The 17203-nt window shown below is 67.2% G+C and carries 15 protein-coding genes; 12 read left to right on the top strand and 3 right to left on the bottom strand.

Features of this window, described 5'->3' with window-relative positions; all coding sequences use genetic code 11:
• The first annotated feature begins 61 nt into the window (after positions 1–61).
• From ACNQS7_RS06110 to ACNQS7_RS06080, 7 genes are all read left to right on the top strand, one after another.
• Complete coding sequence (locus ACNQS7_RS06110) at positions 62–1081, top strand: acyl-CoA dehydrogenase family protein (RefSeq protein ID WP_418011851.1); 1020 nt, start codon at positions 62–64, stop codon at positions 1079–1081.
• 83 nt (positions 1082–1164) lie between these two features.
• Entirely contained in the window at positions 1165–2250 is a 1086-nt protein-coding gene (locus ACNQS7_RS06105; RefSeq protein ID WP_418015904.1) for a dihydrodipicolinate reductase, read from the top strand.
• Positions 2251–2285: 35 nt separating this feature from the next.
• Complete coding sequence (locus ACNQS7_RS06100; protein WP_418011850.1) at positions 2286–2885, top strand: nitroreductase family protein; 600 nt, start codon at positions 2286–2288, stop codon at positions 2883–2885.
• Positions 2886–3146: 261 nt separating this feature from the next.
• A complete protein-coding gene (locus ACNQS7_RS06095) occupies positions 3147–4424 on the top strand; it encodes a bifunctional 3,4-dihydroxy-2-butanone-4-phosphate synthase/GTP cyclohydrolase II (RefSeq protein ID WP_055579490.1) in 1278 nt (425 codons plus the stop codon).
• Positions 4425–4437: 13 nt separating this feature from the next.
• Positions 4438–4920 (top strand): 6,7-dimethyl-8-ribityllumazine synthase, encoded by a 483-nt coding sequence (ribH, locus tag ACNQS7_RS06090; protein WP_055579489.1) that lies wholly within the window; start codon positions 4438–4440, stop codon positions 4918–4920.
• Complete coding sequence (locus ACNQS7_RS06085; protein WP_418015903.1) at positions 4914–5384, top strand: PH domain-containing protein; 471 nt, start codon at positions 4914–4916, stop codon at positions 5382–5384. Before ribH ends, ACNQS7_RS06085 begins: the two co-directional genes overlap by 7 nt.
• The gene (locus tag ACNQS7_RS06080; protein WP_418011849.1) at positions 5384–6040 is read left to right on the top strand and encodes a hypothetical protein; all 657 of its coding nucleotides are present in this window, start codon (positions 5384–5386) and stop codon (positions 6038–6040) included. Before ACNQS7_RS06085 ends, ACNQS7_RS06080 begins: the two co-directional genes overlap by 1 nt.
• On the opposite strand, the gene ACNQS7_RS06075 is transcribed toward ACNQS7_RS06080, so the two are convergent.
• Positions 6037–7740, bottom strand: coding sequence for a PecA family PE domain-processing aspartic protease (locus tag ACNQS7_RS06075; RefSeq protein ID WP_418011848.1), 1704 nt, complete (start codon positions 7738–7740; stop codon positions 6037–6039). The genes ACNQS7_RS06080 and ACNQS7_RS06075 overlap by 4 nt on opposite strands.
• Positions 7741–7943: 203 nt before the next feature.
• Here ACNQS7_RS06075 and uvrC point away from each other — a divergent pair, with 203 nt between their 5' ends.
• The 5 genes from uvrC (at position 7944) to ACNQS7_RS06050 (ending at position 14312) form a co-directional block, all read left to right on the top strand.
• Positions 7944–9887, top strand: a complete 1944-nt coding sequence (uvrC, locus tag ACNQS7_RS06070; RefSeq protein ID WP_418011847.1) for an excinuclease ABC subunit UvrC — start codon at positions 7944–7946, stop codon at positions 9885–9887.
• Positions 9884–10768, top strand: a complete 885-nt coding sequence (gene rapZ, locus ACNQS7_RS06065) for an RNase adapter RapZ (protein WP_418011846.1) — start codon at positions 9884–9886, stop codon at positions 10766–10768. The genes uvrC and rapZ overlap by 4 nt, the downstream gene beginning before the upstream one ends.
• The gene (locus ACNQS7_RS06060) at positions 10765–11790 is read left to right on the top strand and encodes a YvcK family protein (protein ID WP_055579483.1); all 1026 of its coding nucleotides are present in this window, start codon (positions 10765–10767) and stop codon (positions 11788–11790) included. Before rapZ ends, ACNQS7_RS06060 begins: the two co-directional genes overlap by 4 nt.
• Positions 11787–12764, top strand: coding sequence for a DNA-binding protein WhiA (gene whiA / locus ACNQS7_RS06055; RefSeq protein WP_055579598.1), 978 nt, complete (start codon positions 11787–11789; stop codon positions 12762–12764). The genes ACNQS7_RS06060 and whiA overlap by 4 nt, the downstream gene beginning before the upstream one ends.
• A 165-nt stretch (positions 12765–12929) precedes the next feature.
• Complete coding sequence (locus tag ACNQS7_RS06050) at positions 12930–14312, top strand: WS/DGAT/MGAT family O-acyltransferase (protein WP_306237242.1); 1383 nt, start codon at positions 12930–12932, stop codon at positions 14310–14312.
• A gap of 13 nt (positions 14313–14325) precedes the next feature.
• On the opposite strand, the gene ACNQS7_RS06045 is transcribed toward ACNQS7_RS06050, so the two are convergent.
• Together ACNQS7_RS06045 and fadD12 are read right to left on the bottom strand one after the other, a co-directional pair.
• On the bottom strand, positions 14326–15603 hold the full coding sequence (locus ACNQS7_RS06045; protein ID WP_418011845.1) for an alpha/beta hydrolase: 1278 nt from the start codon (positions 15601–15603) through the stop codon (positions 14326–14328).
• The gene (gene fadD12, locus ACNQS7_RS06040) at positions 15600–17201 is read right to left on the bottom strand and encodes an acyl-CoA ligase FadD12 (RefSeq protein ID WP_418015902.1); all 1602 of its coding nucleotides are present in this window, start codon (positions 17199–17201) and stop codon (positions 15600–15602) included. The genes ACNQS7_RS06045 and fadD12 overlap by 4 nt, the downstream gene beginning before the upstream one ends.
• Positions 17202–17203 lie beyond the last annotated feature (2 nt).

Below are 17203 nucleotides of genomic sequence, written 5' to 3'. Positions count from 1 at the left end.
GCGGCAATGTTACTCTCAGAATTGAGAGTAACCATATCCGCACGTAAGGATGTTGACGGTCGTGGATCTGAGGCTTACGCGCGAGCAGCGGCAGTTGTCCGATTCGTTTGCCGCATTGTTCGCGCGTGAGTCGACCTCGGAGCGCATTCGCGCTGCGGAGCCCATCGGCTTCGATGTGCGGTTGTGGAAGGCGCTGCTGGAAACGGGAGCGGTGGAGATGGCCGTCGCTGAGGCGTCCGGTGGCTGGGGCGCGTCGGAATTGGAACTCTGCTTGCTTGCCGAGCAATTCGGGCGTGCCGTCGGGTCCGCGCCCGTCATCGAAGCGCAGGTTGCCGCGCGGCTACTCGCAGAGTCGGGCGATGCCGGTACCGGACTGTTGGCGGCAGTCCTCGACGGCGGCCTGTTGGTCACGTTCGCTCCGCGTGCCGCGCGCGGCGGTCGTCTGGCGATGGTGCCCTCCGGGGCCGTGGCGGACCACGTCATCGCCCTGGTGGACGGGCGACTGCTCGCTATTCCTGTCGGTTGTGACCGAACAGTGGTGGGCAACCTCGCCTCAATGCCGCTGGCGGACATCTCCATTGGGAAGGACTTCGTGGTTCTGGCTGACGAAGCGCAGGCACGCGACCTCTTCTCCGGTGCGCTGGACCTGTGGCTCACGCTGACCGCTGTCGCGTTAACGGGCGCGGCCACGAAGGCCGTGCAGATCGGTGTCGAGTACGCGAGACAGCGCCATGCGTTCGGCGCCCCGATCGGCACCTTTCAGGCGGTATCGCACCCTTTGGCAGACAGCGCCACCGCAGCCGACGGGGCGCGCCTGCTCGGGTTGAAGGCGGCGTGCGCGTTCATGGACGACCCGGAGCGCGTTCGCGAACTGGCGGCGATGGCTTTCGCATTCGCCTATGAAACGGCGCGCGACGCGACGCGACGCAGCCTGCACATCCATGGCGGGTATGGATTCGGCATGGAGTGTGACATCCAGTTGTATTACCGCCGCGTCCGCGGCTGGGGGATGGTTTTCGGCGACCCTGCCACCGCTCTGGATCGCGCAGCCGATGCAAGATATGGCCCCGCTGCCGGCTGACCCTGCTCGTCTGAATTCGGGAATGGTGTTATCAATAGCGAGCCGAGGGGGTGTCGGTGACGAACGGTCAACCGAAGCCACGAGTGATTCTTTGGGGCCCGGGCCAGGTAGGTGTCGCGGCGTTACGCGCTGTCATTGCACACCCGGGACTCGAACTGGCCGGCGTGGTGGTACACGCAGAAGCCAAGGAGGGCAAGGACGCCGGCGAACTCTGCGGCATGCCTCTGACGGGAGTCATCGCTACCCGTGACATCGAAGTCGCGCTGTCGGGCGATGCCGACGTGGTGGCGTATTTCGCATCCGGTGACTATCGCTACCACGACGCGGCGTTGGATATCGCGCGCTGCCTGCGTGCAGGTAAACACGTCGTGTGCACCTCATTGGTGCCCCTGTGTTACCCGCCGGCCGCCGACGCGGAGACCGTGGAGTTGCTGGAGAACGCGTGTGCCGAAGGCGGTGCCAGCTTTTTCAACAGCGGCGTCGATCCAGGATGGGCGAACGACGTGATTGCGCTAACGATGACCGGCTTCAGCAGTGTCGTAGACAGCATCACCATGCTCGAGATGTTGGACTACGGCCCGATCAATCAACCCGACATCATGTTCGACTTCATGGGTTTCGGGCATCCGCCGGATCATCCGGCCCCGCTGTTCGACCCGGATCGCCTGGCCGCACTGTGGTCTCCCGTCGTACATCTGGTCGCGGATGGCGTTGGTCTGCCCCTCGACGGGGTGCAGACGACGATCCATAAGTGGCTGGCCACGTCGCGATACCAGGTCGCTTCGGGATGGATCGAACCCGGAACCGTGGGCGGAATGCGGTTCAAGCTCGCCGGCATGGTGGACGGTGCGGAGCGGGTTGTGCTGGAACACATCACGCGGATGGGTGAAGGTGCCGCGCCCGATTGGCCGCGGCACCCGTCGCCGCACGGTGGCTACCGGGTCATCGTCGACGGATTGCCCACCTACACCGTCGACATCGAGATGCACGGCCGCGGCAACAACATGCGCGGTCTCACGTACGCGACCGTCATGCGCGAACTGAACGCCATCCCGGCGGTAATGGCCGCCCCGCCCGGGCTGCTCTCCACCCTCGATCTGCCCCTGGTCACCGGACCCGTGCGTGGCGGCACATGGCGGGGCATGTTGCCTACGGCGGCCAGACCGTGAGTACAGAGTCGGCGCCAGCGGATCTTTGGGAGGTCATGCGCACGGCGTCGGCCGTGCGCCGCTACCGCGACAAGCCGGTGTCCGACGACATCATCGACAGCTGCCTGCGCGCCGTAAGCTGGGCGCCCTCCGGAGGTAATCAGCAGCCGTGGAAGTTCGTGGTGCTGGGATCGGACCGTGTCCGGGACGTGGTGACCGCCGCCGCCCACAAGACATGGAACGTCATGACAGACTTCTATCGGATCTCAATGCCTGAAGAGGCAGCCAACGACCCCAGATCACGCGTGCTGCGTACGATGGCCGAGCACATGGAGACGGGGGGCGCGGTGCCCGTGCTCGTGCTGTTCTGCGTTCAGCCGCAACCAGGCGCCACCGAATTGCAGCAGGGGGGCTCGATCTTCCCCGCCGTGCAGAACTTCCTGCTGGCGGCGCGAGCGCAGGGCCTTGGTGCGGCCATCACGTTGTGGCACAAATTCTGCGAAGACGACTTGCGGTCAGCCATCGGAATACCCGATGACTGGATGATGGCCGCGCTGCTGACGGTGGGCTGGCCCAAAGGTGGACACCACCGGGTGCGGCGTAAACCGCTGTCGGAAGTGGCAGTGACCGATCGGTGGGACCGGCCCAGGGGCTGACGGAACGGCGGAGTCGCCGGGAGTATCGTGGCTAACAAAGAGTCTCGTAAATCTGCACGTAAACGCTATTTAGCGAGAATTGCAGCAAATAATTTTGGTCTGCTGGACGGGTATCAAGCCGCAAGCCGTCTGCCCAGGTCACGGGGTGCAGGTACGGCCAACCGGCATATAGTTGCTGACCGCTCAACGAGCACGGGCAATAACTGGCGGGCTGCGGTGGTTCATACTTGAGAGCAACAGCAGCCAGGTGAGGAAACGAAGATGACGAGGTTGGACTCCGTCGAACGGGCGGTTGCCGACATTGCGGCGGGCAAGGCCGTCGTCGTCATCGATGACGAGGAACGCGAGAACGAAGGCGATCTGATCTTCGCGGCCGAGAAGGCCACCCCCGAACTGGTCGCCTTCATGGTCCGCTACACGTCGGGCTATCTGTGCGTCCCGCTGGATGGTGAGATCTGTGACCGGCTGGGCCTGCTGCCGATGTACGCGGTGAACCAGGACAAGCACGGCACGGCATATACGGTCACCGTCGACGCCAGGATCGGTGTGGGCACCGGGATTTCGGCATCGGACCGGGCCACCACAATGCGGTTGCTGGCCGACCCGGCCAGCATCGCCGCGGATTTCACCCGGCCCGGACACGTCGTTCCGCTGCGCGCCAAGGACGGCGGGGTGTTGCGCCGGCCCGGGCACACCGAGGCCGCGGTCGACCTGGCCCGGATGGCGGGATTGCAACCGGCGGGCGCGATCTGCGAGATCGTCAGCCAAAAAGACGAGGGCGCGATGGCCCAGACCGACGAGTTGCGGGTGTTCGCCGACGAACACGGGCTCGCGATGATCACCATCGCGGACCTGATCGAGTGGCGCCGCAAGCACGAGAAGCACATCGAGCGCATCGCCGAGGCCCGGATCCCGACCCGGCACGGAGAGTTCCGCGCGATCGGATACTCCAGCATCTATGAGGACGTCGAACACGTCGCGCTGGTCCGCGGCGACATCGTCGGGCCCATGGGTGAGGGTGATGACGTGCTGGTGCGCGTGCACTCGGAATGCCTCACCGGCGACGTGTTCGGGTCGCGTCGCTGCGACTGCGGGCCGCAGCTGGACGCCGCGATGGCCATGGTGGCCCGTGAGGGACGCGGTGTGGTGCTGTACATGCGCGGACACGAGGGCCGCGGGATCGGGCTCATGCACAAGCTTCAGGCCTATCAGCTGCAGGACGCCGGCGAAGACACCGTGGACGCCAATCTCAAGCTCGGATTGCCAGCCGACGCAAGGGATTACGGTATCGGCGCCCAGATACTCGTGGATCTCGGCGTCCGCTCGATGCGGTTGCTGACCAACAACCCGGCCAAGCGTGTCGGCCTGGACGGCTATGGCTTGCACATCATCGAGAGGGTGCCGCTGCCGGTGCGCGCCAACGCGGAGAACATCCGCTACCTGATGACCAAGCGTGACAAGATGGGCCACGACCTGGCCGGGCTGGATGATTTCCACGAATCAGTACATCTGCCAGGTGAATTCGGTGGGGCGCTATGAGCGGCGGTGCTCTGTGAGCGGAGGCGCCGGCGTGCCGGAGATGCCGGTACTCGACGCGTCGGGTCTCAGGCTGGCGATCGTCGCCAGCACCTGGCACGACAAGATCTGCGACGCACTGCTGGCGGGTGCCCGCAAGGTGGCGACCGACTCCGGAATCGACACTCCGACGGTGGTCCGGGTACTCGGCGCGATCGAGATCCCGGTCGTCGCCCAGGAATTGGCCCGCAACCACGACGCCGTCGTTGCGCTCGGCGTGGTGATCCGCGGTGAGACACCGCACTTCGACTACGTGTGCGACGCGGTGACCCAGGGCCTGACCCGAGTTTCGCTGGACGCGTCGACCCCGGTCGCCAACGGGGTGCTGACCACCAATACCGAGGCGCAGGCGCTGGATCGCGCCGGCCTGCCGTCGTCCGCCGAAGACAAGGGCGCGCAGGCGGCCGCGGCGGCCCTGACCACCGCGTTGACCCTGCGCGACCTGCGCGCTCAATCGTGACGAAATCAGAATCCGGTGATTGGGACCTGGTTTGCCGCGCCCACCTGACCCCGAAGTTCGCCTATGCCGCGGCGGTGGTACTCGTGGTGGCTCACATCGCGATCGGCCTGGTGCTCAAGATCGGCTCCAGCGGCGTCGTCTTCCAGACGGCCGACCAGGTGGCGATGGGCGTGCTGGGGGTGGTTCTGGCCGGCCTGGCCCTGCTGTTCACGAGGCCCCGGTTGCGGGTCGGCGCGTCCGGGCTCTCGGTACGTAATGTGTTCAGCGACAAACTCATTCCGTGGGCCGACGTGGTCGGTGTGTCCTTTCCGGTAGGCAGCCGATGGGCCCGGGTCGACCTGCCCGACGACGAATACATCCCGATCATGGCGATTCAGGCGGTGGATAAGGAACGCGCCGTGCGCGCGATGGATGCCGTTCGCGAGCAGCTGGCCCGCTACCGCCCGGACCTGCACGCGCGCTGATGGCAGCTGGTGGGCGACGCCGGGCGGCGTTCATGCTCTGCCTCGCCGCCACTGTCTCGGCCGGCTGCACCTTATCGGTGGACGGGCATGCGGTGCGAGCGAAAGGCCAATCAGCTCGCCCACCCTCCGCGCGCGAACTACTGCTGGCGGATGGAGACGAAACGCCATGGGGGCCGGCCCGCTCGGCTCCCGTGGGGGACGACTACTTCACCAGCGTCCGGCCGAAGGAATGCACGGCGGCGCTGCTCTTCCGGAGGTCGCCGCTGCGGCCATCGGATGCCAGTGACTACGGCGAGTCGGCCTACACCTTCGGCGATGCGAAGCGGTACGCCGAATCGATCAGCGTGTACGACTACGAACTGCGACCCTATGGGGTGGCCTGGAAGGCATTCGGCGACGTTTCCGACTGCCGGGGTGACGCGGTGGGGTCAAGCCCACGCGGGGATTTCGAGCCGATGCAAGTCACCGAGTTCGGCTCACCGCAGGACGACATCATGACTTGGAGCATGGGTCGTCCGGACTGGACCTGCAGCTACGGCCTGATCGCGGAGACCAAAGCAGTTTTACTGATCACTGCGTGCGATGCCGCGCCGGGTTTCCCGATGGCCGAGTGGGCACCAATTCGCAAGGCGCAGTTGAGCCGTCGCACCGCCTAGCGATTGTAGAAAATCGTTCCCGACGGCGTGCTGTACGAGAAATAGATCGGCATCAGTTCAAAGGGAGTGTTGCCGGTATTCATACTCAAGAACCCGACGCGCGGCGCGTCGGAGCCGGCGCCGACGGTCTGCTGATACAGCGGCACGCCGCCGTCGTTGTAGAACGTCAGTTGGGTTCCGGCCGGTACCAATCCGTCGACAGCCCCGGTCCCGAGGTAGAAGGGCAGGAGACCCGATAGGCCACCGGTATCGACGATCGCGCCGAACACGGGCAGGGGAATGCCTCCGTTGACGCTCACCAGCAGGTTGGTGATCGGAGCGCCGTTCGAGACGGCGAACGCGGTGCCCGGGTTGGCGCCGAACTGAACGAGTCCCGCGGGCTCGTTGATCAGAATGCCCTGGCTCAATGTGCCCGGGAGTGCCTGTACCGGACCGGCAATGGGTGACCCGCCCAACTGGGTTGCTCCGATACCGAGCACAGGCACCCCTGCTGATGTCGGGAGAATGGTGGTCACGCCGTTGACCGTCTGCGCGACGGATGTGATCACCCCGATGCTGGTGGGCGCGGTGATGATCCCGTTTCCGAAATTCACCGTCGTCGCATAGGTGTCGTAAGTTTCGGTGATCTGATTGGCGAGGTCGCCGTAGGTGATGCTGTACCCCGAGTGAGTGACGGGGCCGAGGGACGCGAAGTTCACGTCTTGCGGCGGAACGATCAGGCCCACCGACCCGGTGTCGAGAACCACCTGGGAAATCGGGCCGCCACCGATGGACACGTTCACATACGGTCGGTGTATCTGGTGGTCCACCAGCACCGGGATCGCGGGTGCGCCGCCTGTGGCACCGGGAGCACCGGGCGAGCCCAACGTGGCGGCGCCACCGGCGCCGCCCGGACCGCCGGCGACGCCGCCAGGCCCGCCGGAAACGCCGCCGGTGCCGCCGGCGCCCCCATCTCCGATCAGCCACCCACCACGACCACCCACACCGCCGGCACCGCCGAGTACCCCGCCCAGCCCGCCGGTCCCGCCGGCTCCGAATAGCAGCGCACTGCCGCCCGTACCGCCGACGCTGAACGGACCACCGATGCCGCCGGTGCCGCCGTTGCCGTACAGCCACCCTCCGGTGCCGCCGGCCCCACCGGGGGCGCCGAAGCCGCCCATGCCTCCGGTGCCGCCGGTGCCGAGTAGCCCGGCCGGACCGCCGGCGCCGCCGACGACTCCCACCGCGATGCTGTCACCGCCCCTGCCGCCGTTGCCGAAGAACAGGCCGCCGCCACCACCTGGCGTTCCGACGCCCTGCGCGTTCGTCGTCCCGCTGGCGCCATCTCCGATCAGCGGCCGTCCGACGAGCAGGTTCGTGGGCAGATTGACGATGTCGAGCAGCCCCTGCTCGATGCTCTGGGCCGACAGATCCGCAGCGGCCGCGGCCTCGGCGGCCGCGTACTGGGTCGCGGCCGCGTTCAGCGTGCGTGCCAGTTCGGTATGGAAGTCCGCCGCTCGGGTGCTCAGTGCCTGGTACTCCTGGGCGTGTGCGGAGAACAGCCGGGCGATCGCGACGGATACCTCGTCGCCGGCTGCGGTCAGCACCTCGGTGGTGGACGCGGCAGCGGCCCGATTGGCCCTGAGAAGCAGCGATTCGATGCCGTCAACGTCGGCGGCTGCGCCAGCCAGCAACGCTGGCATGACAGCGAAAAACGACATCTGACCCCCCGCGAGTCCCCGTGCCTGCCCCCTATGGCAACTTTCAAAATAATAAATTCAGGCGCGCTTTGCTGGTGTTTGGCAGGTGTTCGCGCCCGTGTCGTGAGGCGCTGCCCCCGGTGACGCCGTCCGCCGCCGCTCACGAGCCGTCGGCGCCGATCCCTATGCCCTGCCGCGATTCCGGCGACCACTAGCCTGGACACGTGCCAGATCCCGCTACCTACCGTCCTGCGCCCGGGTCCATCCCGGTCGAGCCGGGCGTCTACCGGTTCCGGGACACCCACGGGCGCGTCATCTACGTCGGCAAGGCCAAGAGCTTGCGCAGCCGGCTGACGTCGTACTTCGCCGATATCGCCGGACTGCACCCACGGACCCGGCAGATGGTGACCACCGCGGCCAAGGTCGAGTGGACGGTGGTCAACACCGAGGTCGAGGCTCTCCAGCTGGAATACAACTGGATCAAGGAGTTCGACCCGCGCTTCAACGTTCGCTACCGCGACGACAAGTCGTACCCGGTACTCGCCGTCACCCTCAACGAGGAGTACCCGCGGTTGATGGTCTACCGCGGGCCGCGGCGCAAGGGGGTGCGGTACTTCGGGCCGTACTCGCACGCGTGGGCGATCCGCGAAACTCTGGACCTGCTCACCCGGGTCTTCCCGGCCCGCACCTGTTCCAACGGAGTCTTCAAGCGGCACAACCAGATCGACCGTCCCTGCCTGCTCGGCTACATCGACAAGTGCTCGGCGCCCTGCGTCGGGCGGGTCAGCGCCGAGCAGCACCGTCAGATCATCCTGGACTTCTGCGACTTCCTGTCCGGCAAGACCGAACGCTTCGCGCGCGAACTCGAGCAACAGATGCACGCCGCATCCGCCGAGCTGGACTTCGAACGGGCCGCCCGGTTACGTGATGACCTGGGCGCGCTGCGGCGGGCCATGGAAAAGCAGGCCGTGGTGTTCGGTGACGGCACCGACGCCGACGTGGTCGCCTTCGCCGACGACGATCTCGAGGCCGCCGTGCAGGTATTTCACGTCCGCGGGGGACGGGTGCGCGGTCAGCGCGGCTGGATCGTCGAAAAGTCCGGCGATCCCGGCGATTCCGGTGCCGAACAGCTGGTCGAACAATTCCTGACCCAGTTCTACGGCGAGCAGGCCGAACTCGGTGGTTCCGCCGACGAGGCCGTCAACCCGGTGCCGCGCGAGGTGCTGGTGCCCTGCCTGCCCTCCAACCACGACGAGCTGGCCAGTTGGCTGTCCGGCCTGCGCGGCGCCAAGGTCACCCTGCGGGTGCCGCGGCGCGGTGACAAGAAGGCGCTCGCCGAAACGGTGGAACGCAATGCGAAAGAGGCGCTGCAGCAACACAAATTGAAGCGGGCCGGTGATTTCAACGCGAGATCGGCTGCGCTGCAGAATATTCAGGATGCGCTCGGCCTCGCCGAAGCCCCGCTGCGCATCGAGTGCGTCGACATCAGCCACGTGCAGGGCACCGACGTCGTCGGCTCGCTGGTGGTTTTCGAGGACGGGCTGCCGCGCAAGTCGGACTATCGGCACTTCGGCATCCGCGAGGCCGCGGGCCAGGGACGCTCGGACGACGTGGCCTCCATCGCCGAGGTGACGCGCCGCCGGTTCCTACGGCATCTCAGTGACCAGAGCGACCCCAATGTGCTTACCGCGGAAGGCAAATCGCGCCGGTTTGCCTATCCGCCGAATCTGTATGTGGTGGACGGCGGCGCCCCGCAGGTCAACGCCGCCAGCGCCGTACTGGACGAGCTGGGCATCACCGACGTCGCGGTGATCGGCCTGGCCAAGCGCCTGGAGGAGATCTGGGTGCCCGCCGAGCCCGACCCCGTCATCATGCCCCGCAACAGCGAGGGTCTGTATCTGCTGCAGCGGGTGCGCGACGAGGCGCACCGCTTCGCCATCGCATACCATCGCAGCAAGCGATCCAAGCGAATGACGGCCTCGGCGCTGGACTCCGTGCCGGGATTGGGCGAGCACCGGCGCAAGGCACTGGTCACCCACTTCGGATCGATAGCCCGCCTCAAGGAGGCCACCGTCGACCAGATCACCGCCGTTCCGGGTATCGGCGTCGCCACCGCCACCGCCGTACTCGAGGCACTACGGCCTGACGCGACGGGAGCTTCGGAATGACGAACAGCGACAACACCGCCGGCATCGACGTCGTTCTGGTGACGGGGTTGTCGGGTGCCGGCCGCGGTACGGCGGCCAAGGTGCTCGAAGACCTCGGCTGGTATGTGGCCGACAATCTGCCGCCCCAATTGATCACCCGCATGGTGGATTTCGGGTTGGCCGCCGGATCGCGGATCACCCAGCTGGCGGTCGTCATGGATGTCCGATCCCGCGGCTTCACCGGCGACCTGGACGAGGTCCGCAACGAACTGGCCACCCGCAACATCACGCCCCGGGTGGTGTTCATGGAGGCCTCCGATGACATGCTGGTGCGCCGCTACGAGAACAACCGGCGCAGCCATCCGCTGCAGGGCCAACAGACACTCGCCGAAGGCATCGCCGCCGAGCGCCGGATGCTGGCCCCGGTGCGCGCCACCGCGGACCTGATCATCGACACGTCCACCCTGTCGGTGCGCGGCCTGCGGGAAAGCATCGAGCGGGCCTTCGGAGGCAACGGCGGCGCAACCACGAGCGTCACGGTCGAGTCGTTCGGCTTCAAGTACGGCCTGCCGATGGACGCCGACATGGTGATGGACGTCCGGTTCCTGCCCAACCCGCACTGGGTGGACGAGTTGCGTCCGCTGACCGGCCAACACGAACCGGTCCGTGACTACGTGCTGAGCCAACCTGGCGCGGCCGACTTCCTCGAGACCTACCATCGTCTGCTGTCGCTGGTGGTCGACGGCTATCGGCGGGAGGGGAAGCGCTACATGACGGTCGCCATCGGCTGCACCGGGGGCAAGCACCGCAGCGTGGCGATTGCCGAGGCACTCATGGGCCTGTTGCGCTCGGATCCGCAGTTGACGGTGCGGGCGCTGCACCGGGATCTGGGCCGCGAATGACGGAGAACATCGTCGCGCTCGGCGGCGGCCACGGCCTGTACGCGACGCTGTCGGCGGCGCGCCGGCTGACACCGCACGTCACCGCGATCGTGACCGTCGCCGACGACGGCGGTTCGTCGGGCCGGCTGCGTAGCGAGCTGGACGTGGTGCCGCCGGGTGACCTGCGAATGGCGTTGGCCGCGTTGGCATCTGACAGCCCCCACGGCCGGTTGTGGGCGACCATCCTGCAACACCGGTTCGGCGGTAGCGGTGCGCTGGCCGGGCACCCGATCGGAAACCTGCTGCTGGCCGGGATGTCTGAGCTGCTGGCCGACCCGGTCGCCGCCCTCGACGAGATCGGGCGCATCCTGGGCGTGAAGGGACGGGTGCTGCCGATGTGCCCGATCGCCCTGCAGATCGAGGCGGACGTGTCCGGGCTGGAATCGGACCCGCGCATGTTCCGGGTGATCCGCGGTCAGGTCGCCATCGCATCGACGCCGGGCAAGGTGCGCCGGGTGCGGTTGCTGCCGGCCGATCCGCCGGCCACCCGGCAGGCCGTCGACGCCATCATGTCGGCCGAGTTGGTGGTGCTGGGTCCGGGCTCCTGGTTCACCAGCGTGATCCCGCACGTCATGGTGCCCGGGTTGCTGCAGGCGTTGCAGGCCACCGAGGCCCGCAAGGCGCTGGTGCTGAACCTGGTCGCCGAGCCGGGGGAGACGGCCGGCTTCTCGGTGGAACGCCATCTGCACGTGCTGGCCCAGCATGCGCCCGGGTTCACGGTGGACGACATCATCATCGACGCCGAACGAGTGCCCAGCGACCGCGAACGCGACCAACTCCGACGCACCGCCACACTGCTGCAGGCCGAGGTCCACTTCGCCGACGTGGCTCGACCTGGTACACCTTTACATGACCCGGGCAAGCTGGCGGCAGTCCTGGACGGGGTGCGTGTGCAAAAGGATCCGGCGGCGCCCGCGGTGAAGGCCACAGAAGAGATACCGATCGACGGTGCACGACCGAGGGGTGACGACGCGTGGCGATGACGACCGAAGTCAAGGACGAGCTGAGTCGCCTGGTGGTCAAGTCGGTCAGCGCGCGACGGGCGGAGGTCACGTCCCTGCTGAGGTTCGCCGGCGGGCTGCACATCGTGGCCGGCCGGGTCGTCGTCGAGGCCGAGGTCGATCTGGGCAGCATCGCGCGGCGGCTGCGCAAGGACATCTTCGACCTCTACGGCTACAACGCGGTGGTGCATGTGTTGTCGGCCAGTGGAATCCGCAAGAACACCCGATACGTGTTGCGGGTGGCCAACGACGGCGAGGCCCTGGCGCGCCAGACCGGCCTGCTTGACATGCGCGGACGTCCGGTACGCGGGTTGCCGGCGCAGGTCGTCGGCGGCAGCATCGCGGACGCCGAGGCCGCCTGGCGGGGAGCTTTCCTGGCGCACGGGTCGTTGACCGAGCCGGGCCGGTCATCAGCCCTGGAGGTGAGTTGTCCCGGGCCGGAGGCGGCGCTGGCGCTGGTCGGTGCGGCGCGCCGACTCGGGGTCAGCGCCAAAGCCCGCGAGGTGCGCGGCGCCGACCGGGTGGTGGTGCGCGACGGCGAGGCGATCGGCGCCCTACTCACCCGGATGGGCGCCCAGGACACCCGGCTGGTCTGGGAGGAGCGGCGGCTCCGCCGGGAGGTTCGCGCCACGGCCAACCGGCTGGCCAACTTCGACGACGCCAACCTGCGCCGCTCGGCGCGCGCCGCCGTGGCCGCCGCCGCCCGCGTGGAGCGCGCGCTGGAGATTCTCGGCGACACGGTGCCCGACCACCTGGCCACCGCGGGCCAGCTGCGCGTCGAACACCGGCAGGCGTCACTGGAGGAACTCGGTCGGCTCGCCGACCCGCCGATGACGAAAGATGCGGTGGCAGGGCGTATTCGGCGTCTGCTGTCGATGGCCGATCGCAAGGCGAAAGTGGACGGGATTCCCGACACCGAATCCGCGGTGACCCCCGACCTCCTCGAAGACGCCTAAGCCGCCCAGTCCCGCGAGCTGGGGGCACCTCCCGCTTGCGAGCAGACGCGAACTCGCACAAAACCAGTTGTTCTTGTGCGAGTTTGCGTCTGCTCGGCATGACTGACGCGCGCTCTGAGAAAGAAGTATTGGCTTCGGAAGGTGGCTGCGGGCTACGGTCGTGGGATGAAACGGCTCTCGAGTGTTGACGCTGCGTTCTGGTCGGCCGAAACCGCCGGCTGGCACATGCATGTCGGTGCCCTGGCGATCTGCGACCCCAGAAAGGCGCCCGACTACAGCTTTCAGCGCCTGCGTGAACTGCTCATCGAACGCCTCCCCGAGATCCCGCAGCTGCGCTGGCGGGTGACCGGCGCTCCGCTGGGGCTGGACCGGCCGTGGTTCGTCGAGGACGAAGAACTCGACATCGACTTCCACGTCCGGCGCATCGGTGTGCCGGCTCCTGGCGGCCGGCGCGAACTCGAGGAACTCGTCGGCAGGTTGATGTCCTACAAGTTGGACCGTTCCCGCCCGCTGTGGGAACTGTGGGTCATCGAAGGTGTCGAGGGGGGCCGCATCGCCACGCTGACCAAGATGCACCACGCCATCGTCGACGGCGTCTCGGGCGCCGGCTTGGGTGAGATCCTGCTGGACATCACGCCCGAACCTCGCGAGCCGCAGAAGGAAACGGTCGGATTCGTCGGGTTCACCATCCCGGGCCTGGAGCGACGTGCGCTCGGCGCGTTGATCAACGTCGGCATCATGACGCCGTTCCGCATCGCCCGGTTGCTCGAGCAGACCGTGCGTCAGCAGATCGCCGCGCTGGGCGTGGGCGCCCGTCCGCCACGCTACTTCGACGCTCCCAAGACCCGGTTCAACGCGCAGGTGTCACCGCACCGGCGCATCACCGGTTGCCGGGTGGAACTGGACCGGGTCAAGGCGGTCAAAGACGCCTTCGGGGTCAAGCTCAACGATGTGGTGCTCGCGCTGGTGGCCGGCGCCGCGCGCGAGTACCTGCAGAAGCGGGACGAGCTGCCCTACAAGCCGCTGATCGCCCAGATTCCGGTATCCACCCGCACCGAGGAGAACAAGTCCGACGTCGGCAACCAGATCAGCTCGATGACGGCGTCCCTGGCCACCGACATCGACGACCCGGCCGAGCGGCTCAAGGCCATTCACGAGAGTACCCAGAACGCCAAGGAAATGGCGAAAGCGCTGTCGGCGCACCAGATTATGGGCCTGACCGAGACCACGCCGCCCGGGCTGCTGCAGCTGGCCGCGCGGGCCTACACCGCCAGCGGTCTGTCGCACAACCTCGCGCCGATCAATCTGGTCGTCTCCAACGTGCCCGGCCCGCCCATCCCGCTGTACATGGCCGGGGCCAAACTCGACTCGCTGGTTCCGCTAGGGCCGCCGGTGATGGACGTCGCGCTCAACATCACCTGCTTCTCCTACCAGAAGTTCCTGGACTTCGGGTTCGTGACGACGCCCGAAGTGGCCAACGACATCGACGAGATGGCCGATGCCATCGAACCGGCCCTGGCCGAGCTGGAACGCGCCGCCGGACTTTGAAACGGGGTGAGCCCTAGCGGTCGCCGGAATAGTTCGTGACGTAGACCCACGACAGGAACCGGGCGACCGCCTCGGCGGCCTTGTTCGCGCGCGGGGAGCCGAAGATGTCGAAGGCGTGCTGGGCGTTGGGCAACTCGGCGTAGGCGACCGGCGCCTTCGACACCGACCGCAGCTCCTCGACGAACTCCCGCGCCTCGGCAACCGGGATAAGGGAGTCATCGGTGCCGTGCAGGACGAAGAACGGCGGCGCGTCCACATGCACGTACCGCAGCGGGGAGGCCTCTTCGTAGATCTCCCGGTGGGTGTCGAGTTTGTGCTTGACGACCAGCCTTTCAAGCACCTGCACGAACTGCGCGCGTCCCGGCTCCTCGGTGGAATACCAGTCGTAGCGGCCGTAGAACGGGACGGCCGCCATCACCGAAGTGTCGGCGTCCTCGAAGCCCGGCTGGAATTTCGGGTCGTTGGGGCTCAGGGCGGCCAGGGCGGTCAGGTGACCGCCGGCCGAACCGCCGCTGAGCGCAACGAAATTCGGATCTCCCCCGTAGGCGGCGATGTTCTCCTTGACCCAGGCCAGCGCGCGCTTGACGTCGACGATGTGGGCGGGCCAGGTGTGCCACGGGGACACGCGGTAGTTCATCGACACGCAGACCCAGCCACGCGCCACCAGGTGACTCATCAACGGGTACGCCTGTGGCCGGCGCCAGCCGATCATCCAGGCGCCACCTGGAATCTGCAGCAGGACAGGCGCTTTGCCATCGAGCGGCAGGTCCTTGCGGCGCCAGATGTCGGCGAGGTTCGCTCGGCCGTGCGGGCCGTAGGAGACGATGTTCTGCTTGTCGACGAAGCGCCGCCGCGCCACCGTGGTGCGCAGTGGCAGATTGCGCCGCCCGCGGCGGGTCGGTTCGGTGGGCAGGGCCTTGAGTTGGTCGGCGTAGTCGGGTCCGAGTTGCTCGGTCAGCCCGGCTTCCAGGATCGGGCCGGGGGTCGTGATGCCGCGGTAACGGATGACGGCAAGAATTGCCCAGGACGCCGCCGTCATGGCCAGCGCCACTTTGCCTTTCGGCCCCGCGAAATCGCCCCGCAGGCCGCGGCGCACTGCGTCCAGCGCGGACACCGAGGCGTACAGGCCGGGCACCTCGGAGGTGGGCCACCCGAACCAGAACACCGTCGGTGACGCATACGGGTTACGGGTGATCGGATGTAGGCCATTGGCGGCGTTGACCAATTCCACTGATGCCCGGGTCAGCGGCCGGGGGCGGCGCAGTCGCCGGAGCAGGGGTCGGAGGTTCATGAGTCTCCCAACCGGGCCTTGAGCTCGTTGCGCAGAATCTTGCCGGTGCTACCGCGCGGGAGCTCGTCGAGCACGGTGATCTCGCGTGGCACTTTGTAGTTGGCCAAATTGTCCCGGACGTGCTGCTTGAGTGTCTCGACCGTTGCCGAGGCGCCCGGCTCCAGGACCACGAACGCCGACAACCGCTGGCCGTACTGCTCGTCGTCCACCCCGATCACCGACGCCTCGGCCACCTCCGGGTGGGCTGCCAGCGTCTTCTCCACCTCGATCGGGTAGATATTCTCTCCGCCGGACACGATCATCTCGTCGTCGCGGCCCACCACGAACAGCCGGCCGTTGGCGTCGAGGTATCCGACGTCGCCCGAAGACATGTAGCCGGCATGAAAGTCTTTGGTCTTGCCTGATGTGTAGCCGTCGAACTGGCTACCGTTGTGCACGTAGATGGTGCCGACCTCACCGGTGGGCATCTCCTTGAAATCGGAGTCCAGGATCCGGATCTGGGTGCCGTCTGCCGGCTTTCCCGCGGTGTCGGGTGCCGCGCGCAGGTCCGCCGGAGTCGCGGTCGCGATCATGCCCGCCTCGGTGGCGTTGTAGTTGTTGTAGATCACGTCGCCGAACTGGTCCATGAACGCGATCACGACGTCGGGCCGCATCCGCGATCCTGATGCCGCGGCAAACCGTAAAGATTTGCAGCTGTAGCGGTTTCGAACCTCGTCGGGCAGCTCCATGATGCGGTCGAACATCACCGGCACCACCGCCAGGCCGGTCGCCTGGTGCCGATCGATCAGGGCCAGCGTCGCCTCCGGATCGAACTTGCGCCGGGTGACCACCGTGCATGCCAGGGACGACGCGAGTACCAACTGCGAGAATCCCCAGGCGTGGAACATCGGTGCCACGATCACGATCGGCTCCTCGGCCCGCCACGGCGTCCGGTCCAGCACCCCCTTGAGTGTCTTGATCCCTCCGCTGCCGCCGGAATGCTTGGCGCCCTTCGGCGTTCCGGTGGTTCCGGAGGTGAGCAGGATCAACTTGCTCTTGCCGCCGGTGCGCTGGGGCCGCTGCCCGGTGTGGGATGAGATGAGCTTCTCGACCGTCACCTCGTGCAATTCGTCGGCCCAGGCCACGATCCGGGTGGCGTTCGGCGCGTCGGCGAGCGCGCGATCCACGGTCGGGGTGAACTCTTCGTCGTAGACGATCGCGTCGACGCCCTCGCGGCTGACCACCTCGGCCAGCGCGGGCCCGGCGAAGGAAGTATTGAGCAGCAGGACATCGGCACCGACCCGGTTGGCCGCCAGGAGCGTATCGATGAAACCGCGGTGATTGCGGCACATGATGCCGACGACTTTCGGCGGCCCACCCGGCAGGGCCTGCAGTGCGGCGGCGAATGCGTCGCCACGTTCGTCGAGTTGACGCCACGTCAGGGTGCCGAGTTCGTCGATCAGGCCGGGGCGGTCGGGGCAGCGCTGCGCCGCACCCGCGAAACCCGAAGTGAAACCAATGCCCTCTCGGGCCATAGCGACGGCCACCCGCACATAGCGGTCAGGTCGCATCGGCGCGATCATGCCGGCACGGCGCAGGGTGGAGACCACGCCCAGCATCT

This window comes from Mycobacterium sp. 23 (assembly GCF_048287075.1).
GTDB classification, from domain to species: Bacteria; Actinomycetota; Actinomycetes; order Mycobacteriales; family Mycobacteriaceae; genus Mycobacterium; species Mycobacterium gordonae_B.
The sequence above is the reverse complement of the archived record's forward strand: the minus strand, read 5'-3'. Positions and strand labels throughout refer to the sequence as shown.